Origin of the sequence: Nibribacter koreensis, assembly GCF_039541795.1 — a bacterium.
In the GTDB taxonomy this organism is placed as follows: domain Bacteria; phylum Bacteroidota; class Bacteroidia; order Cytophagales; family Hymenobacteraceae; genus Nibribacter; species Nibribacter koreensis.
The window spans coordinates 249,578-266,898 of sequence record NZ_BAABGX010000003.1 but is presented as its reverse complement, the minus strand read 5'-3'; the positions used below and the strand labels follow the sequence as shown (position 1 = coordinate 266,898).

The window sequence follows — 17,321 nt, the reverse complement described above, 5'->3', positions numbered from 1 at the left end:
AACGGGAGAGGCGATACTGTTACAGTATCGCCTCTCCCGTTTCATCAACAAATGATTTTCTCAGTACCCAATATGTAGAATGGCATCGCCTTGGTTGACGACGGGCATGTGGTTGAGGCCAATGACGTAGCCGCTCACGGGGGAGATGATGGGATAGCTGTCAAAACCATACGGATCTGCCGAGGTGCCAATCTGCTGGCCGCGGTTGATGATCTGCCCGTTCTTCACGAAGCTTCTGAACAAACCCGCCTTGGGCGCGCGCACCCACGTGTCTTTCTGGCAGACAATGCTGGGTTGCGAGAGCGGCGTAGAGGAACTGATCATGCCCAGATGGTGCATGACGCGGTGCGTGCCTTCAATAGCGATGTTAATCCCGTTATCATCAAAGCGCAACGATTCGCCGGTCTCATATACAATAATGGACTTGCCCATCTGGGAGGCTTCCTTGCGAAGCGAACCCAGCCGAAGGTTGGAGTTGAGAATGAAGGGAGCGCCGAAGGCATGGGCCAATTGGGCGTTGGTTTCCTCTTCCAGCACACAGCGCAACTGCGGATAGTTGGAACGGCTGGCCCCGCCCGTATGAAAGTCAATGCCGTAGTCTACCAGCGGCAGAATCTCTTTGGTAAATCTTGCGGCCACGCGACTGGCCAGGGAGCCGTTGGGATTGCCAGGAAAACTCCGGTTTACGTCTTTGCCGTCTGGCACCTCACGGGAGAAGTTCAGGAAGCCGTAGATGTTGAGAACCGGAATAGCGATGATGGTACCGCGCTCGGGTTGCAACATATTGCGCCTGATCATGCGCCGGATGATCTCAATGCCGTTCACTTCATCGCCGTGCATGCCGGCCATGAGCAGCAATACCGGCCCCGGCTCCAGAGACCTAAACACATGGACGGGAATGTCAATCTCGGTTCCGCTAGGCAGTCTGGAGATGGCCAGCCTGATTAAGATGTTCTCACCGGGCTGAATGGCTATCTCATTGATGATCATCTCCGCCATCGCCGGTGGTTTTCTTTTTGCTGGTCTTAGAGGCCTTCTTGTTGACCAGCAGTTCTGTGAATTCTATGATCTTACCGGCTATGTCTTTCTGCGTGGCTTTCTCAATACCCTCCAAACCCGGGGATGAGTTCACCTCCAGAATCAGCGGTCCGCGTTTGGACTGGAGCATGTCTACGCCGGCTACGTCCAGGCCCAACGACTTGGCGGCCATGAGGGCGGCGGCTTTTTCGGCGCGGGACAGTTTAATGAGCGTAGCACTGCCGCCACGGTGCAGGTTGGACCTAAACTCGCCTTCCTTGCCCTGGCGTTTCATGGCGCCCACCACCTCACCGTTCACCACAAACACGCGTATGTCGGCGCCTTTGCTTTCAGCGATAAACTCCTGCACAATGATGCGGGCCTTCAGGTTATGGAAGGCCTCAATCACCGACTCAGCAGCTTTGCCGGTTTCTGCCAGTACCACGCCCAGGCCTTGCGTTCCTTCCAGCAGTTTAATCACCAGCGGGGCACCGCCTACCTCGGCAATCAACTGTTTAACTTCCTTGGAGTAGTTGGTGAAGGCAGTTTTGGGCATGCCCAGACCGGCGCGGGCCATAATCTGAAGCGAGCGCAGTTTGTCTCTGGAGCGCACAATGGACTGTGAGGCCACTACGCTCTTTACTTTCATCATCTCAAACTGACGCACCACGGCCGTGCCGTAAAATGTGACCGAGGCGCCAATGCGCGGAATAATAGCATCAATGCCGGTGAGCAGTTCGCCTTTGTAGAGAATGTGAGGTGCGCCTTTTTCCATGACCAGGTCACAGCGCAGGTGGTCCAGCACCACGGCTTCGTGGCCGCGTTGGTGCGCGGCTTCTACTAACCGGCGCGTAGAGTACAGCCGGGGGTTACGCGAGAGAATCGCTATCTTCATGAGGTCTGGTCTTTTTTCTTGGGTGATCTTTTGGCCTTGGTGGCTTTCTTGTTTTTGGCTTTGAGCGACAGGTTCTTTTTAGAAACGTCTACCACAAACCGGCGCCGCAACAGCGTACGGCCCAACAGCACGGGATATTTCAAGTCGCTTCGGTCAGAGAGGGAGAACTCCGTCTCAATCTCCTGCCCGTGCACCACAATGGTAGTACGAATGATGTAGCGTTCCTGTACATCGCCAAACGAACTTTTTACGTTGCGCAACGTGAAGTCATTGAACTCAAAGGCTTTGTGGTTGTAGGCCGGGTGCGAAGGGTCCAGCAACTCAAAGTGAATGGCCTTGCGACCGTCCGCCTGCGTGACTTCGCGGATGTTGTTGCAATGGATGGATGAGGTGAACGCCCCGGTGTCAATCTTGGCTTCTACCTCAAACAGCTCTAGCCCGGGGAAGTCTACCATCTCCCGTCTGCCAATGATTTTTTTCTCAAGACTCTCTGTCATATCGGTAAAAGCTAAGGGTCTGCGCGTGTCGTTTTTCGGCTAATTTCTGAAAAACAGGCCAAAAACGGTTGTCTCTTTTACGTGATGCTGGTAACATGGAGAGGTTCAGGGGGAAAGAATTTGAGTTGGTGAATATTTGGGGTCACTTTAGAAGCTTTACAATTCCGTCTATAACTTCCCAAATACCAGTTAGGAATAAAAAGAGACCTCCTAAGAAAAGCCTTAGTCGGATATAATAAAGCACGTCGTTTGCCTCATGCTTCCAAAATTTGTTAATCAGCATGAAGAAGATTCCAACTGGAATAAAAAAAAGAACTATGAGGTGTCCTGAATTCATGGGTAGGTAATGGTAAAAAGGCTTTGCTCTGAGCTTTGTCTGCTCCTTTTATTTTAAGTTTTTAATCCGCTCAACCTCGGCATCATGGTTAGTCAAAGTTGTAGAAGAAACTTCTATTGATTCCATGAATTCAAAACCATAAAACTTACCATAGATGGCTGTATTGCGCTCTTTCGTCAAAGCAGTATCTACTTCTAATCCTCTTTTAGATAAGTAGTAATAGAGAATTGGGTTATAAGCAGTTATTTTATTGCCATCTTCATCTGAGCTTATTTGCGGATAATCCCAAAAGCCAGCAAATTCCAATTCATTGTCAGAATCAAGATTTTTGGCATGGGCAATGAAAGTTGGTAACTTTTCTATCTTGACGAGTTTCTCACCATCAATCTTAAAAAGCTTAAGGTAGTTTTTACTTGGCCTATCATTTACTTCAACTAACAGGTTGAATTTCTCATTATCAAATGAAAAGGAAAGCGGATACAACTTGTCACCAAATTCATATTCTGTTTGAGAAGTATCCTGAAAGAGTTGTATTCCGTTTCTGTTTAGCTTGAACAAAGTATAGGTCTTGAAACTATCAAAATCTTCTTCCCCACCAACTAAAATCTCAAATCCATTTTGGAGCTTTATTGTCTTCTGAGTCCCACTGCCGAAGTTAGAGACAGGTTCAACCATGGACGGCTTTACCTCATTATCTGAGGGTTCCTCTTTTGGCTTCTGAGTGGTGGAAGAGCAAGAAAGCGAAACCAACAAGACAAAGGTATACAGGGCTGAAATCTTGAATCTCATTATTTATAATTTAACTTTTATCTATTCCTTTATTCAACGCCTTTCTAACTCGCCCACAAGTTCCTTTCAGGATGATAAAGAGAAAAGAGCACATGCGTTGAGAAGCCAATTTAAAAAGAAAAGGAGCCGTACGTTCCTGCACGGCTCCTTTTCATGAATCAATTTTTCTAGGCTTACTTCCCGCTGTAGGTGATGCGGTAGATGGCGTCATTCATGTCATCTGAGACTAGCATAGAGCCGTCCGGCATTACTTCTACGTCCACGGGGCGTCCCCATTCTTTGCCTTCCTGCAACCAACCGGCCGCGAAGGGTGAGAACGTGGTTTTGCCTTGCGCGTCTGTTCTCACCAAACTCACGCGGTAGCCAATTTTCTCGGTGCGGTTCCAAGAGCCGTGCTCGGCTATGAAGATTTGCTTGCGGTAGTTTTCTGGGAACATGGTGCCGGTGTAAAACTCCATGCCCAGCGTTCCGCCGTGCGGGTTCAGTTTCTGCACAGGCGCGGTGTAGTCAGCACAGTTCTTGCCTTTGCCAAACTCGGGGTCCAGCACATCGCCGGCGTGGCAGAACGGGTACCCGAAGTGCATTCCCTTTTTAGGCGCTTTGTTCAGTTCATCTGCGGGCGTGTTGTCGCCCATGAGGTCACGGCCGTTGTCGGTGAACCAGAGTTCTTTGGTGTCTGGGTGCCAGTCAAAGCCCACGGTGTTGCGCACGCCATTGGCGAATACTTCCAAGCCTGAGCCGTCTGCGTTCATGCGGTTAATGGCGGCGTACACGGGCTTCTCAGAAAGGCAGATGTTACACGGGGCGCCCACGGGCACGTACAGTTTATCATCCGGCCCGAAGGCGATGTACTTCCAACCGTGGTGCTCCTCTGTCGGGAATTTGTCATACACCACCACCGGCTTAGGCGGGTTCTTGAGGTTGTCTTCAATGTTGTCAAAGCGCAGGATGCGGTGAATCTCGGCTACATACAGAGAACCGTTCCTAAAGGCCACGCCGTTGGGCATTCTCAGGCCGGTGGCGATGGTGATGACTTCGTCGGCTTTGTTGTCTTTGTTGCGGTCCACAATGGCGTACACACTGCCTTTGTCGCGGGTACCCACAAACAGGGTGCCGTTGGGCGTGAGTGTCATGGAGCGGGCGTTCACCACCTTTTGGGCGTAGTAGCTGATTTTGAAACCGTCTGGCAGCACAATCTTAGCCAGGTTGGCTTCGGTGGCAGGAGCTTCGGTGACGTTCTCAGAGAGGGTGTCTTGGGCTTCGGTGGAAGGCTTCTCTCCTTCAGCGTTGGCGTTAGGCTTGTTGCTGTCTGAGGAACAGCTCATCTGGAACGCCAGGGCCAGGCCCAGCACACTCCATTTAACGGTAGAAAGTCTTTTCATAGATTCGTGAGTGGTTATTCGTTGTTCGTTAATCGAGGGTAGAATGAAGGTGGAATCGTTTTTAGCCTCTTTCCTGGAAAACAGGCCAAAAACGCAACAAGGTAAACAGGAATTAGTTTGGGTGTACGCGCCCTACAGATTCTTGGCCGACCGCCGGTGGTTCTTTAACCAAGTAGCCACATCATACAGCAAGTGCGTATGCCCGGCGTTCAAAATAACCAGGTTGTGTTTGCGCAAAGCTTTCAGGAATACCTCCAGCCGTTTGGGCGAAATAATCTGGTCATACTTGCCCAGAAAAACGGTCACCTCCATATCACTCTGGTTGAGCAGTTTGACTACGTGCCGTATGTCAAACGTGAGGTTTCTGAAAGCAGTCCAACTGCGGTACACGCGCAGACGCTTCTCTTGGGAGTTCATCTGCCAGTTGGCGAACTTCACCAACCCCGAGTCCACTACCCGCTTGCGCTCCAGCCAGCCCAACGTCTGGAAGAACCGCGTAGGCCGTAGCACGATGCGCTTGAACAAGCCCTGCAACCAACCCGGGTAGGTGGCAATGTTATACAACAGATGGGTCTTGATGCCGTCGGGCGCAATAAGGTACAACTCGTTCATCTGCCCATGGAATTTCTCCAGCGTGGCCAGCGCGAACTTCCCGCCCATGCTAAAGGCCATCACCGAGAACCGCTCTACTTTTTCCTTCTCCAGCAAGGCCTGCACAAACTCCTGTAACTTGGTTTTGGTGAGCGGTTGGTCTGCCTTACTCAACGTACTGCCCCCATGGAAGAAGAGGTCCACCGCATACACCGTGTAATCTGGGTGCAGGGTGCGCGCCATCACATCAAAGTAATGCCCCTCCTGCCCATACCCATGAAACGCCAACAAGGCCTTGGGGCCGTGGCCTAACTTTCTGTAATGGAGCTTGGACGTTTGAAGTCTGATGATGGACACTGGAAGATATTTTGGTAATTTTCTCTATACGAGAGGCGCCGGCGTTTTTGGCTTGTTTTAGTGAAATGAGGCGGAAAATGAGATTTACTCAAAATCTTCTTTCACTTTCGATTTGTGCACCGTTGCTCCTTTCAATGTAGTAATGACCCAACTATGCGTATTAAGTACTGAATCGTAGAACCTAAAGTCATTGTTGTCACAACAAGGTCTCACAACAGTTTTAAAGTGAACTTTATCACTCTTCCTTTCTGACAAGTCTGTGTTAACTAAGTAACCAGTAAAGCGATGGAGTTGATAATCACCATTCTTGTTCTGGAAGATATATACTGCGTTTGTATCCCAATTGACATATTGGTCTACCGCTGAAGAATAGATGATATCTAAGTCTTCATCATTATCCAAATCAATCAAATAGAAATCATTTAGCCTGCACGCCAAGCCACTACCTATAGATTGTGGCCTACTGGTTTTACTGTCCCATCTGTACCAGTCATTCTCAAGAAACACAAAAGCATTTTCTTGCATTGCGCTTTTCACCGCTTTGTCCACTATGTGTATCTTTTCAGCTTTAGTGAAAACAGCTTCAAACGGCTTTAAATCAAAAAGCTTAATCCTAGTAATTCTGGTAGTATCATCTTGGTGTACAGCATTCCCACCCAAATGAGAACTCTTAGGTATTTGAGTCTTTTTCAGGGTGCAAAATTGGAATATCAAGGCAAGGAAGAAAAACAGAGATATACTTCTGATTATTTAGAATTCAATCCAGATAGTTATTTAACTACTTAAGAGAGCATGGCCGTTTTTGGCTTGTTTTGGTGAAAAGAGGCGGAAAATGGGAGTTAATCAATCTCTTAGAATTAACTCATTTAGAAGTTGTAGTATCACGACTAATTCTAATTGTATTAATAGACTTCAAGAAAAGGGCACTATTTTTTGGCTTTAGATTATTTCCTGAAAATCTCAATTGAATATTCCCAATTGGGTCATCTCCTAAGCTATCAAAGTAAACGCCGGTTATTCCTGTGCCAGCCTTTTTAGGAGTCATTATACTAGCCCTAAATCCATCAATTATTTTATTCTCCAACCTTTGTTTTCTATAAGGCTCTAAATCAGAACTTGATATAATTTCCTTATCTAAAAAAATAAAGCCCGTTGTATCTCTACCTCTTTCTATGAAAATCTTCCTCAAGTTAGCAGGATAAACTTTTGGGCTTTCTTCTTCCAAAGCTCCTGAGTAAAAGCCATAATCAAATTGCAAAGTGTCTCCATCCGTAGTAACTATCGCTTTAATATAGGAATCAATCCCTTTCAAATCTACCACTCTCCAAGTTTTGGGTAAGTCAACTTTAAATGCTTCAAAATCTACAGTTTGAAATTCGTGATTCTCATTCTTCCGGCATGAGGCACAAATTATTAACAAGATTATTAGAGATAGAAGGTTCGGCTTAAAAGTCATTCTAATTGTAATAAAGATTCTAATTTCTTTTAACCGAATTATCTATTATCCACTGCTATCACCCTGCTTCCTCTGCCAGTCACATCAAATACTCTTAGCTTAACTGTTCCCTTCTCTGTGATTGGTCCTAAATATACCTTGCTTTGAGCGGTAGGTTCTGAACCATCTACCGTGTACCGAATCACCATTCCCGGCAACTGCACATTAGCCAAGACTTTTCCATTTTCTACCAAGGCTCCGGCGGTGGGGATGCGGTATTGAAAGCCGTTGTGGTAGTAGTTAAGACGGGGTAGTTCGCGCTTACCGAGGGTGTTCACAAACTGGGACCAGGCGGCGGTATAGAGGGCTTCGCTTTTGGCAGTGTTGGGTTCGGTGGCCCACATTGGGTCTGGGGCCCAGGCGCGTTCTGCCAGGCCTAAAAGTTTGGGAAGGAGCATGTATTCCTGGCGTTCGGGGCTGAGGATTCTTTCGCTCCAGAGCGGGGCCTGTAAGCCTACGATGTTGGCTTTGCCTTTGGAGGTGAGTTGCTCTTTTCCGGCAAAGGTTCCTGGCTTGATAGGGTTATTGCTTTCATCCACTTTCATGTTCTTCATGTAGTTGAGCGGGATGAAATAGAAGGGCTTGTCCAGGTCCACGAAGCCTCCCCAATACAACCCGGGCTCTTCGTAGGCTTTTTGGTAGGCCAGGTCCAGGTACAGATTAGTCACGTTGGTAAGCACCACTTTGTAGCCGGCGTTGGCCATGCGGTAGGCCAGGTCACTGTTGGTGCCTATGTTGTTCCAGACGTCTACGTGTACGTTCTCCTTGGCCAGTACCGGGTTGGCCACATAGCTCAGCTTGCTGTTTTCCCGAACCTTGCGCAGGCCCACTTCCTCCCAACCCGATAGATACATCTTGCGGGCTTTAAGCATGGCGTTGAGCTTGTTGAAGAAGTAGTACCACAAGTCATCAATCTCTTTGATGGACGCATCTTTCTTCATCAACGCCTGCACCGATGGGGATTTCTCCCAGACGCCTTTGGGCACCTCGTCGCCCCCGAAGTGGATGGTCTGGATAGGCGCCCCGGCTTCTTTGTACATGGCTAGCACTTCATCCGTCACTTTTTCCAAAAACCGATAGGTAGACGGCATAGACACGTCCATCACGTTGTCGTTCCAGTACTGTACGGAACGGTAGACGGATTTGTCATTCAGGTCTCTCAGCAGGTACTGCTCGGCCTCCGTTTTCTTGCCTTCATTGAGCAGGCGATAATAGCGGGCGTCCATGGCCTTTATAGCCGCGCGCGCGTGGCCGGGCGTCTCAATCTCAGGAATGACTTTTATGTGACGCGCCTTGGCGTATTTGAGAATTTCAATGAAGTCTTCCTTGGTGTAATGACCGCTTCCGGTAGAATTGTTCACGTCTGGGCCAGAGGCGTAGGCAGATTGCAAGAACTGAAGATTGTCCAGCGTATGTCCACGTCTACCCCCTACTTGGGTAAGTTCTGGTAAGCCGGCAATCTCCAGGCGCCAGCCTTCGTCATCATTCAAGTGGAAGTGCAGGACGTTGAGTTTGTAGAGCGCCATCAAATCCAGCACCTTGAGCACCTGCTCCTTCTGCTGGAAGTTTCTGGCTACATCCATCATAAAAGCCCGGTGCGGAAATCTGGAAGCGTCTTTTATCTGTACACCGTCAACGGTGATGGAAGTCTGCTTTTGAGCATAAGCCGACGGTGGAATAAGCGTTTTCAAAGACTGTATTCCATAGAAAGCACCTGCGGGTGTAGTGGCGTTAATGACAATAGCCATGGGCAGAACCTGCAACTCATAGCCTTCAGCGCCTAAGCCAGGCTTTTTGTTCAGCTGAATAGAATTCTTTCCGTACTCTTGCACTTGAGCTACATTTGGCTTTCCTAAAATGGTTTCCAAATATTCTGACAGCAACTTGCCTTCATTGGCAAAAGCAGGGTCCGTTGTGACCATGGTAGCTGGGGTAAGCGTAATTGAGCTGCCGGTTTTGGTGTACTGCGCAGGCGTGGGAAACACCTTGGTCAGCTTATCTTCCGGTATGTTCTGGATATTTTGGTTCTGGCGGTAGATGTCCTGCGCTTCTATCCAGCCTACTGCATTTTTGGTAGGCTTTACATAACGGGTAGTAAGTGTATAGCCTTTGGCTGGTTCTTTATCCCAGACCAGGTAAAAGCCATAAGGAGCCCGTGAGTCATTGATGATCTGTCCGGCAGAAACTACCTCTACTGTTATGGAATCACCGCTTGCAATTGCTTTAAAATTCTCTGTAGGCACCAGATGCAACAAGTCCCCGTTGATGGATTCTATTTTGATTGGCCCGTTGGTGTCTTTGGCTTTGTAAGACGGCGAGCCGTTGAAATAAATTTTCCAGCCGGTGGCCAGCAAGGGAGCGTTGCCGGTGTTTTTGAAAGTCAGCGAGGATCGGGACTGTGTTTTACCTTGATACTTTTCTTCTAAGACCTGGAATATGAGCTGAAGGTCGGCTTTGGCATTATCTTGCGGGGCAGAAGTAGTTTCTACCTTCTGCTGTTTTTGGGGACTGGGCTGACCGCAACTCACCGTCCAGACAGAAAAGAAACAACCCAAAAAACCAATCCAATACTTTGCCATGCCGTCTATCTTTTAGGGGAAGAATAGGTAAACTAGAAATCCGTTTTTGGCTTAATTCCCAGAAATCAGGCCAAAAACGGACTACTCACAAGAATCTTGCTACTACTTCTATAGTTTAGAAACGCCGCCAGAGACTACAAATTTCATCACCTCGCTGCTTGGAATCTCTAAGAACGTCACGCTTTCACGCGGCACCAGGAACAACTCACCCGAGAAGTTGTAAGAGTGCGGGAAATACACGGCCACCTTGTCGGGTAAATGCAAGGCATCCATAGAGGTCTGGGTGATAAAGCCCAGCTTCATGACGTCTTGAAACTGCGTCATCTTGACCAAAACCGGCTGGTTGAATTTCTGGTTCTCGCCTACAAACGCGTCAAACAAGTCTTTGAGGGAGGAATAGATCATGCTCACCAAGGGCAGGCGGTTCATGATACGCTCTGTGAGCACAAAGAAAGGCTTGACCAGGAAAGACGAGCCGATGAAGCCCACCAAGGTCACCAAAAAGATGATGATGAACAGTCCAAGTCCTGGATAGTAAAGCAAAAAGAGGTTGTCCAACCAGTTCACAATGGCTACAATAATGTAGATGGTGAGGCTAATGGGCGCTACAATCAGGAAACCGTTGAGAAAGTATTTGAGTAATTTTTTCATGCTATAGGCAAGGTAAAGAAAAAGCCCCGACTGGTGCCGGGGCTTAAAAATAGGTATATTCTGCTATATTCTTAAAGTCTTATACTGCTACCGGTTCTTGTGCCTGTATGGCGTCTTTCACGGCTTGCATCAACCACATGGGTGTAGACGTGGCCCCGCAGATACCTACAGAACCAGCGTTTTTGAACCAGTCCATGTCCAATTCCTGCGCGTTCTCCACAAAGTAGCTTTGCGGGTTTACGCGCTGGCAAACCGCATATAAAGCTTTGCCGTTGGAGCTTTTTTTACCACTCACAAAGATTACCACGTCATGTAAGGCGGCGAATTTCTCCAACTGCGGCTCGCGGTTAGACACTTGGCGGCAGATGCTGTCATTGGCGTCTAAAGATTCCACCTGCACCCCAGAGGCTTGCGCCGCGGCTACCCGTTGCTCAATCAGCTCTTTCATGTGGTAAAAGCCTTTGGTGCTCTTGGTGGTCTGGCTGAACAAGGTAATCGGGCGGCTGTAATCCAACTGGTCCAAATCCTCCTCAGTGGTGATGACAATGGCCTCGTTGCCGGTCTGGCCGGCTAAGCCAATCACCTCGGCGTGGCCTTGCTGCCCGTAGAGTACAATCTGGCCGTTCATGGCCTTGTTGGAGTCATAGGCATGCTTGACGCGGTTCTGCAACTTGAGCACCACCGGGCAAGAAGCGTCAATCAGCTCCAGGTTGTTCTGCAGGGCGGTTTGATACGTTTCAGGCGGCTCGCCGTGCGCTCTAATCAAGACTTTACAGTCCCGCAGTTCCTTGAGCTGGTCACGGTCAATGATGCGCAGGCCTTTGTTGTACAAACGCTGCACCTCCATGCTGTTGTGCACAATGTCGCCTAAACAATAGAGTTCGGTTACTTCCTCTAGTTCGTCCTCTGCCATCTGTATGGCAAACTCCACCCCAAAGCAATAGCCTGAATTCTGATCTATGGTTACGTTCATCCTTACAATGATTAATGACCAATGATTCATGATTAAAAACCAGAAACCATTGCTTTATTAGAACGGAAGATACACAACTTATGCTGTACCTTTCTTTCAGTTAACTAACCTAATTTGCCTCTATTAAATTCCGGCTGGACTAATGATTAATGAGTAATGACCAATGATGAATAATTGTCTTATTTACTATTATTCATTAATCACTAGTCATTATTCATTAGTCACTGATAAGTGTGCCAGCTTAGAGTCCACCAGACGCATGACAAACTCTACCTGCTCATCAATGGTGATGTGCGAGGTGTCCAGCAGATGCGCGTCCTCAGCCTGACGCAACGGGCTGTCCTCACGGGTTGAGTCTATGTGGTCACGCTTCTTCAGGTTCTCCACTATCTCGTCAAAGGGCACTAGTTGGTCTTTCTCAAACAGTTCTTCCTGCCGGCGCTTGGCGCGGGTCTCTACATCGGCGGTCATGAAGACTTTTACTTCTGCGTCTGGGAACACCACGGTGCCAATGTCGCGGCCGTCCATGACCACGCCCCGGCGCTTGCCCATTTTTTGTTGTTCGGCAACCATTGCGCGGCGCACAGCCGGAATCACGCTCACCTCGCTCACCATGTTAGACACGTACATGGTCCTGATTTCATCCTCCACGTTGAGGCCGTTCAAGAACACCTCGTTGCGGTTGGTTTTGGGGTTTCTATGGAAGGTAACTTCAATGTTGGCCAGCGCCTCCTGAATCTTTTTAGGGTTGGTGAGGTCAATATAATGCTCCAGAAAATAAAGCGTTACCGCCCGGTACATGGCCCCGGTGTCAATGTAGGCATAGCCCAGTTCTTTCGCCACCTGCTTAGCGGTGGTGCTTTTACCGCAGGAAGAGTGCCCGTCCAGAGCAACTACAATCTTCTTCATACCAGTGCCTTGTCTACTATATAAAAGGAATTAACAATCTTTTGTGGGGCAGGGAATGGCCTTGCCCGAACGTTGATGGCGCTGGTAGCTTTTCGTTTTCTTGCTCAGGGACGTCTTGCGCGTGCAGGCGGGGCTTACCGCTCCCAGGAGCAGGCACCAGATCAAACCAAGCGAAAATATCTTTTTCAAAACCATTAACTTTGACTGCAAAGATACACGTTAAAGCCAGAACCACGAACCTTACATTTCTTATGTGGGATCGTTTCTGGCTTGTTTTCCCTAAAACTCCTCTAAACTGAAGGCTATGAGCACACGTCGTTTTTTCAAGGTAAGCGGGCACATTGTAGATGTGTTGCGTCAGGAAATCTACCAAGGTACCCTGGAAATCATGGACGGCACCATCACAGCCATCACCCGCGAGTCCGTCACTGAAACGCACTTCCTCCTGCCCGGGTTCATAGACGCGCACGTGCACGTGGAGAGCTCCATGCTGGTGCCCTCTGAGTTCGCGCGCCTGGCCGTTCCCCACGGCACCGTGGCCACCGTATCAGACCCGCATGAGATTGGCAACGTGCTGGGCCTCAAAGGAGTAGAGTACATGCTGGACAACGGCAAGAAAGTACCCTTCAAGTTTTTCTTCGGGGCACCGTCCTGCGTGCCGGCCACTCCGTTTGAGACCGCTGGCGCAGAGATAACGCCCGAAGACATTGAGGAATTGTTCCTCCGCCCCGAGGTAAAGTACCTGGCTGAGATGATGAACTGGCCCGGTGTACTGAATGGCGATGACCTGGTGATGCAGAAGATAACGCTGGCCCAGAAGTTTGACAAGCAGGTAGACGGCCACGCGCCCGGCCTGCGCGGCGAACAAGCCGCTGCCTACGCCGCCGCCGGCATGACCACCGACCATGAGTGCTTTACCGCTGAGGAGGCCTTGGACAAACTGGCCGTGGGCATGAAGATCTTAATCCGCGAAGGAAGCGCCGCCAAAAACTTTGAAGCCCTCATTCCCCTGCTCAAAGACCACGCCGCCAGCATCATGTTCTGCTCAGATGACAAGCACCCAGACAATCTGGTGGAAGGCCATATCAACGAGCTGGTTAAATGCGCACTAGCCCACGGACATGAGCTGTTCCATGTGCTACAGGCCGCCTGCGTCAACCCCGTTCAGCACTACAAACTGGAAGTAGGCTTGCTTCAAGAGAAAGACCCGGCAGACTTTATCATCGTCAACAACCTGCAGGATTTCACCATTCAGCAGACCTACATCAACGGGCAGTTGGTAGCCGAGAACGGGAAGACCAAGATTGACTTCACGCCCAGCGACATCATCAATAACTTTCATGCCGAGGTAAAAACGGTGGAACAGTTTAAACTACCCGCGCAACAGGCTACCAAAGTGAAAGTCATAGAGCCATATGACGGGCAGTTGATTACCGGCCTGCTCACCGCCCAGGCCAAGATTGAGAACGGCAACATTGTCTCTGACGTGGCCAATGACGTGCTTAAGATGACCGTGGTGAACCGCTACGAGAACGCAGAGCCCGCCATTGCCTTCATCAAGAACTTCGGGTTGAAACATGGAGCCATTGCGTCCAGCGTGGGGCATGACTCACACAACATCATTGCCGTGGGCTGTGATGATGAGAGCCTGTGCCGCGCGGTGAACTTGGTTATTGAAGCCAAAGGCGGCATATCTGCTGTTTCTGGGAAAATGGAGGAAATCCTTCCTTTGCCGGTGGCCGGCATCATGTCTGCTGAGGACGGGTATTGGGTGGCCGAGCAGTACGCCAAACTGGACAGAATCGCTAAAGAGATGGGTAGCACCTTGAACTCGCCGTACATGACCTTGAGCTTTATGGCCCTGCTGGTGATTCCGGCCTTGAAGCTGAGCGACAAAGGGCTTTTTGACGGTCAGAAGTTTGAGTTTGTAGACGTTCTGGAGGCGGAGTAAACTTTAGAGCAACTATTCTTTTGTCAGGCAGTAAGCTAAAAGGGGGCTGGTACAACATCAGCTCCTTTTTAGTTTATACCCAGACAGGATTGGTCACAGAGATCTTACTTTTTGTAATTGGCGTTTTGGTCAGCGCGTTCGGGACCCTCATTGGGTTTGGCGGCGGCGTGTTTCTGGTACCTATCCTCATCATCTTCTTCCAGTTTCCCATTGAGGTGGCCATTGGCAGTGCCATGTGCGCCTTGCTCCCGGCGTCCTTGATTACCTCCATCTTTAGCTACCGCGAAAAAAACATAGATTACGTGGTGGCCTCGCTTATACAGCCGTTTGCCATGCTGGGCACGGTCTTGGGAGCGTTTCTGGTGGCGTATATACCGGTGTTGCACATGCAGGCGCTCTTTGCCTTGTTCGTGTCAGGGACGGGTGTCTACATGCTGGTGTCACATGTGCAGGCTAAAGCCAGAAAACAGGGTGTGCTGTACCGCATCAACCGCCTGCCCACTTCCTTCATCAGGAAAAACAGACCTAAACACAAGGCCTATAGGCTGAACGGGACGCTGGTGTCCTTCTTTGGGTTGTGCACCGGCACCATGGCAGGCATGTTTGGGATTGGCGGCGGTTTTCTGCAGACGCCCATCATGATCAAGGTCTTCAAGATTCCTCCGCAAATTGCCATCTCCACCTCCTTGTTTCTGCTGGTGATCACCAGCCTGACGGGCATCTCTTCGCATTACTGGCTGGGCAACGTGGACTGGGTCAAGAGCGCGCCTTTGATGCTGGCCTTTGCCATTGGCGCGGTGCTGGGCAAAATTCTAAAACAGAAAAGTCATCTACATCATCCAGAGCGCCTGATTGGCCTTGGCCTGTTACTGGCGGGCGCCAGCGTTATCACGCACATCTTCCTCAAGTACGAATTTGACTGGTAAAGTAGAGAGTCCGTTTTTGGCCTGATTTCTGAAAAACAGGCCAAAAACGGACTCTCTCAATTCTACTATTACTGCGCTGCCGGAAAGTACGCCTGCAACACCCCTTCCATCTTCTCAGTAGTCAACGGTTTGGTGAGGTAGGCTATGTTGCTGGCGGCGGCGCGCTCGGTGTCCTGCTTGTGCTCTGAGGTGGTCAGGATGGCCAGCACTATGTCTTTGGTAAAGGCAGGGTCCAGCTTGTCAAACATCTGCAGAAACTCAAACCCGTCCATCACGGGCATGTTGATGTCCAGCAGGATAAGTGACGGCTTCACGTACTCAGGTGAGTTGGCGTCTACAATTCCCTGACTGATGGCGTACAGGTAGTCAAAGGCTTGCTTGCCGTTTCTGAACTCCCGTATCTGGTCAGTGATGTCCATTCGGGAAATTAACCGGTTGTTCAGGAAATTGTTAGTATCGTCGTCGTCTATAAGCAGAATGCCCTGTAACTTTTTCATACGCGTGCTGCGGTGTTATCTGATGATGATGATGATGTTGTGGTTGGTGCTATGTTCACAAAGGAAAGATAGAAGGTGGTGCCTTCGCCCACGGTACTTTTCACTTCTACCTTGCCCCGGTGATTGTCCATGATGCGCTTGATGATGTACAACCCAATGCCACTGCCCTCTACGTGGTCATGGAACCGCCGGAACAGGGAGAAGATCTTGCCCTCATACTGCGTGGTCTCCATGCCCAGCCCGTTGTCTTTGACTAGTAAACGCGTATAGCGCTCTTGTTGGTCTGAGGAGACTAAAATATGCAGGGGCCTGGACGGGTCTCTGTACTTGATAGAGTTGGTGAGCAGGTGGTAGAGCAGGCTGTACAGGTTCTCTTTGGTGATAAGCACCTCTGGGGCTTGAGAGAAATCTGCTTCTATGGTATGTTCAAACCCAACCAGCCGCTCGGCTAGATCCTTCATCACGTTATCAAACACCTCTTGCAAAGACACCTTGCTCTGCTGGGTCTGTTCTGCAGGGCGCTGGATTCTGCTCACCTCTGACAGGTTGTTGAGCTTGCGGTTGATCTGCTCCACCGAATTATCTAGCCGGGAGAACAGGTTGGCCAAGACCTCATTGTTAGGCGGAAGCTCCTCTTTGATGGCGGCAATGAGGCCAGATACGTTAAGCACCGGTCCCTTGATGTCTCTGGAGGCGTAATACACAAAATCATCTAGATCTGCGTTGGTGCGCACCAGTTCATAGTTCTTGGCAATGAGCTGCTTCTCAGCGTTTTTACGGCTTTCCATCTCGCGCTCCATGTCGCGGTTGGCCGTAATGAGCTGGGCGGTGCGCTGCTGTACGCTCTTCTCCAGCTCCTGATGGGTTTTGCGCAAGGCATCCTCGGCGCGCTCCCGTTCCAGGATCTGCTCCCGCAGTTCTAGGTTGGCCCTCTCTAACCTTTCTGGGCTGGGAATAGCCAAAAGACTGGGAATGGCCCTGTATAAAAATACGGCCGTCACCATAGAGAAGATCCCAATCACAAACCGGATGACCTGTACCGTTGAGAACCATTCCTCTCCTGCCCACAGATTTAGAAAATGCACCCCAGCCCCTAATGCCCCCAATACCCCGAAGAGCAGCAACACCATTTTGCGTTGTTTGTCGTCGCGTTTAAGGGCCAGGTAAAACAGGACGCCTGCCACCACCAGATACGCGGTACCAGACAAGATTTCCCCAATAAGGAAGAGCCACTCATATTGAGGTGGGACGGCGGGCCATACCTGCGCCAAGGTGGGCAAGGACAGAAAAAGAAGTGAATCCATCAGGTATACAATGTAGGATATGAACGGCTAGCGTCAAAAGAAAGTTATGCCACCGTCTTAGAAACATACATTTCAGCCCTAACATACAAAAACAGGCTGACACGTGTAAAACGCATCAGCCTGTTTTTGAGGTCTTTTCTGGAAAACAGGCCAAAAACGGCTTGTGTGCTA

16 protein-coding genes are annotated in these 17,321 nt (G+C 49.6%); 2 read left to right on the top strand and 14 right to left on the bottom strand.

The features are described 5' to 3' along the window. Window positions 1-60 precede the first annotated feature (60 nt). The 12 genes from ABD880_RS16575 to cmk all read right to left on the bottom strand — a co-directional run bounded on the left by ABD880_RS16575 (window position 61) and on the right by cmk (window position 12,472). Complete coding sequence (locus tag ABD880_RS16575) at window positions 61-999, bottom strand: succinylglutamate desuccinylase/aspartoacylase family protein (RefSeq protein ID WP_345168576.1); 939 nt, start codon at window positions 997-999, stop codon at window positions 61-63. Then, window positions 977-1,912, bottom strand: a complete 936-nt coding sequence (gene rimK / locus ABD880_RS16570) for a 30S ribosomal protein S6--L-glutamate ligase (protein ID WP_345168573.1) — start codon at window positions 1,910-1,912, stop codon at window positions 977-979. Before rimK ends, ABD880_RS16575 begins: the two co-directional genes overlap by 23 nt. Next, window positions 1,909-2,409 (bottom strand): ATP-dependent zinc protease family protein, encoded by a 501-nt coding sequence (locus tag ABD880_RS16565; RefSeq protein WP_345168572.1) that lies wholly within the window; start codon window positions 2,407-2,409, stop codon window positions 1,909-1,911. The genes rimK and ABD880_RS16565 overlap by 4 nt, the downstream gene beginning before the upstream one ends. A 385-nt stretch (window positions 2,410-2,794) precedes the next feature. Beyond that, window positions 2,795-3,535, bottom strand: coding sequence for a hypothetical protein (locus ABD880_RS16560; protein WP_345168570.1), 741 nt, complete (start codon window positions 3,533-3,535; stop codon window positions 2,795-2,797). Window positions 3,536-3,708: 173 nt separating this feature from the next. Further along, a complete protein-coding gene (locus ABD880_RS16555; RefSeq protein WP_345168569.1) occupies window positions 3,709-4,917 on the bottom strand; it encodes a PQQ-dependent sugar dehydrogenase in 1,209 nt (402 codons plus the stop codon). Between the two features lie 132 nt (window positions 4,918-5,049). Continuing rightward, a complete protein-coding gene (locus ABD880_RS16550) occupies window positions 5,050-5,865 on the bottom strand; it encodes an alpha/beta fold hydrolase (RefSeq protein WP_345168566.1) in 816 nt (271 codons plus the stop codon). A gap of 84 nt (window positions 5,866-5,949) precedes the next feature. Next, complete coding sequence (locus tag ABD880_RS16545) at window positions 5,950-6,579, bottom strand: hypothetical protein (protein ID WP_345168565.1); 630 nt, start codon at window positions 6,577-6,579, stop codon at window positions 5,950-5,952. A 148-nt stretch (window positions 6,580-6,727) separates the two neighbouring features. Continuing rightward, window positions 6,728-7,321, bottom strand: coding sequence for a hypothetical protein (locus tag ABD880_RS16540; protein ID WP_345168562.1), 594 nt, complete (start codon window positions 7,319-7,321; stop codon window positions 6,728-6,730). Window positions 7,322-7,359: 38 nt separating this feature from the next. After that, a complete protein-coding gene (locus ABD880_RS16535; RefSeq protein WP_345168559.1) occupies window positions 7,360-9,939 on the bottom strand; it encodes a family 20 glycosylhydrolase in 2,580 nt (859 codons plus the stop codon). Window positions 9,940-10,047: 108 nt separating this feature from the next. Continuing rightward, the gene (locus ABD880_RS16530) at window positions 10,048-10,590 is read right to left on the bottom strand and encodes a DUF502 domain-containing protein (RefSeq protein WP_345168558.1); all 543 of its coding nucleotides are present in this window, start codon (window positions 10,588-10,590) and stop codon (window positions 10,048-10,050) included. 79 nt (window positions 10,591-10,669) lie between these two features. After that, window positions 10,670-11,563: a 4-hydroxy-3-methylbut-2-enyl diphosphate reductase gene (locus ABD880_RS16525; protein WP_345168555.1), complete on the bottom strand. Its 894-nt coding sequence runs from the start codon at window positions 11,561-11,563 to the stop codon at window positions 10,670-10,672. A 210-nt stretch (window positions 11,564-11,773) separates the two neighbouring features. Next, window positions 11,774-12,472 (bottom strand): (d)CMP kinase, encoded by a 699-nt coding sequence (gene cmk, locus ABD880_RS16520; RefSeq protein WP_345168554.1) that lies wholly within the window; start codon window positions 12,470-12,472, stop codon window positions 11,774-11,776. Between the two features lie 304 nt (window positions 12,473-12,776). On the opposite strand from cmk, the gene ade reads away from it, so the two are divergent. Together ade and ABD880_RS16510 are read left to right on the top strand one after the other, a co-directional pair. After that, entirely contained in the window at window positions 12,777-14,423 is a 1,647-nt protein-coding gene (ade, locus tag ABD880_RS16515; protein ID WP_345168550.1) for an adenine deaminase, read from the top strand. A gap of 89 nt (window positions 14,424-14,512) precedes the next feature. After that, entirely contained in the window at window positions 14,513-15,349 is an 837-nt protein-coding gene (locus tag ABD880_RS16510) for a sulfite exporter TauE/SafE family protein (protein WP_345168549.1), read from the top strand. 68 nt (window positions 15,350-15,417) lie between these two features. On the opposite strand, the gene ABD880_RS16505 is transcribed toward ABD880_RS16510, so the two are convergent. Together ABD880_RS16505 and ABD880_RS16500 are read right to left on the bottom strand one after the other, a co-directional pair. Continuing rightward, on the bottom strand, window positions 15,418-15,846 hold the full coding sequence (locus tag ABD880_RS16505; protein ID WP_345168547.1) for a response regulator: 429 nt from the start codon (window positions 15,844-15,846) through the stop codon (window positions 15,418-15,420). After that, window positions 15,843-17,150: a sensor histidine kinase gene (locus tag ABD880_RS16500; protein ID WP_345168545.1), complete on the bottom strand. Its 1,308-nt coding sequence runs from the start codon at window positions 17,148-17,150 to the stop codon at window positions 15,843-15,845. The genes ABD880_RS16505 and ABD880_RS16500 overlap by 4 nt, the downstream gene beginning before the upstream one ends. Window positions 17,151-17,321: the final 171 nt, after the last annotated feature.

Excerpts from the sequence above, each read along its gene's own strand:
- ABD880_RS16575 (WP_345168576.1), bottom strand. The coding sequence starts at position 999 with ATGGCGGAGATGATCATCAATGAGATAGCCATTCAGCCCGGTGAGAAC.
- rimK (WP_345168573.1), bottom strand. The coding sequence starts at position 1,912 with ATGAAGATAGCGATTCTCTCGCGTAACCCCCGGCTGTACTCTACGCGC.
- ABD880_RS16565 (WP_345168572.1), bottom strand. The coding sequence starts at position 2,409 with ATGACAGAGAGTCTTGAGAAAAAAATCATTGGCAGACGGGAGATGGTA.
- ABD880_RS16560 (WP_345168570.1), bottom strand. The coding sequence starts at position 3,535 with ATGAGATTCAAGATTTCAGCCCTGTATACCTTTGTCTTGTTGGTTTCG.
- ABD880_RS16555 (WP_345168569.1), bottom strand. The coding sequence starts at position 4,917 with ATGAAAAGACTTTCTACCGTTAAATGGAGTGTGCTGGGCCTGGCCCTG.
- ABD880_RS16540 (WP_345168562.1), bottom strand. The coding sequence starts at position 7,321 with ATGACTTTTAAGCCGAACCTTCTATCTCTAATAATCTTGTTAATAATT.
- ABD880_RS16535 (WP_345168559.1), bottom strand. The coding sequence starts at position 9,939 with ATGGCAAAGTATTGGATTGGTTTTTTGGGTTGTTTCTTTTCTGTCTGG.
- ABD880_RS16530 (WP_345168558.1), bottom strand. The coding sequence starts at position 10,590 with ATGAAAAAATTACTCAAATACTTTCTCAACGGTTTCCTGATTGTAGCG.
- ABD880_RS16525 (WP_345168555.1), bottom strand. The coding sequence starts at position 11,563 with ATGAACGTAACCATAGATCAGAATTCAGGCTATTGCTTTGGGGTGGAG.
- cmk (WP_345168554.1), bottom strand. The coding sequence starts at position 12,472 with ATGAAGAAGATTGTAGTTGCTCTGGACGGGCACTCTTCCTGCGGTAAA.
- ade (WP_345168550.1), top strand. The coding sequence starts at position 12,777 with ATGAGCACACGTCGTTTTTTCAAGGTAAGCGGGCACATTGTAGATGTG.
- ABD880_RS16505 (WP_345168547.1), bottom strand. The coding sequence starts at position 15,846 with ATGAAAAAGTTACAGGGCATTCTGCTTATAGACGACGACGATACTAAC.
- ABD880_RS16500 (WP_345168545.1), bottom strand. The coding sequence starts at position 17,150 with ATGGATTCACTTCTTTTTCTGTCCTTGCCCACCTTGGCGCAGGTATGG.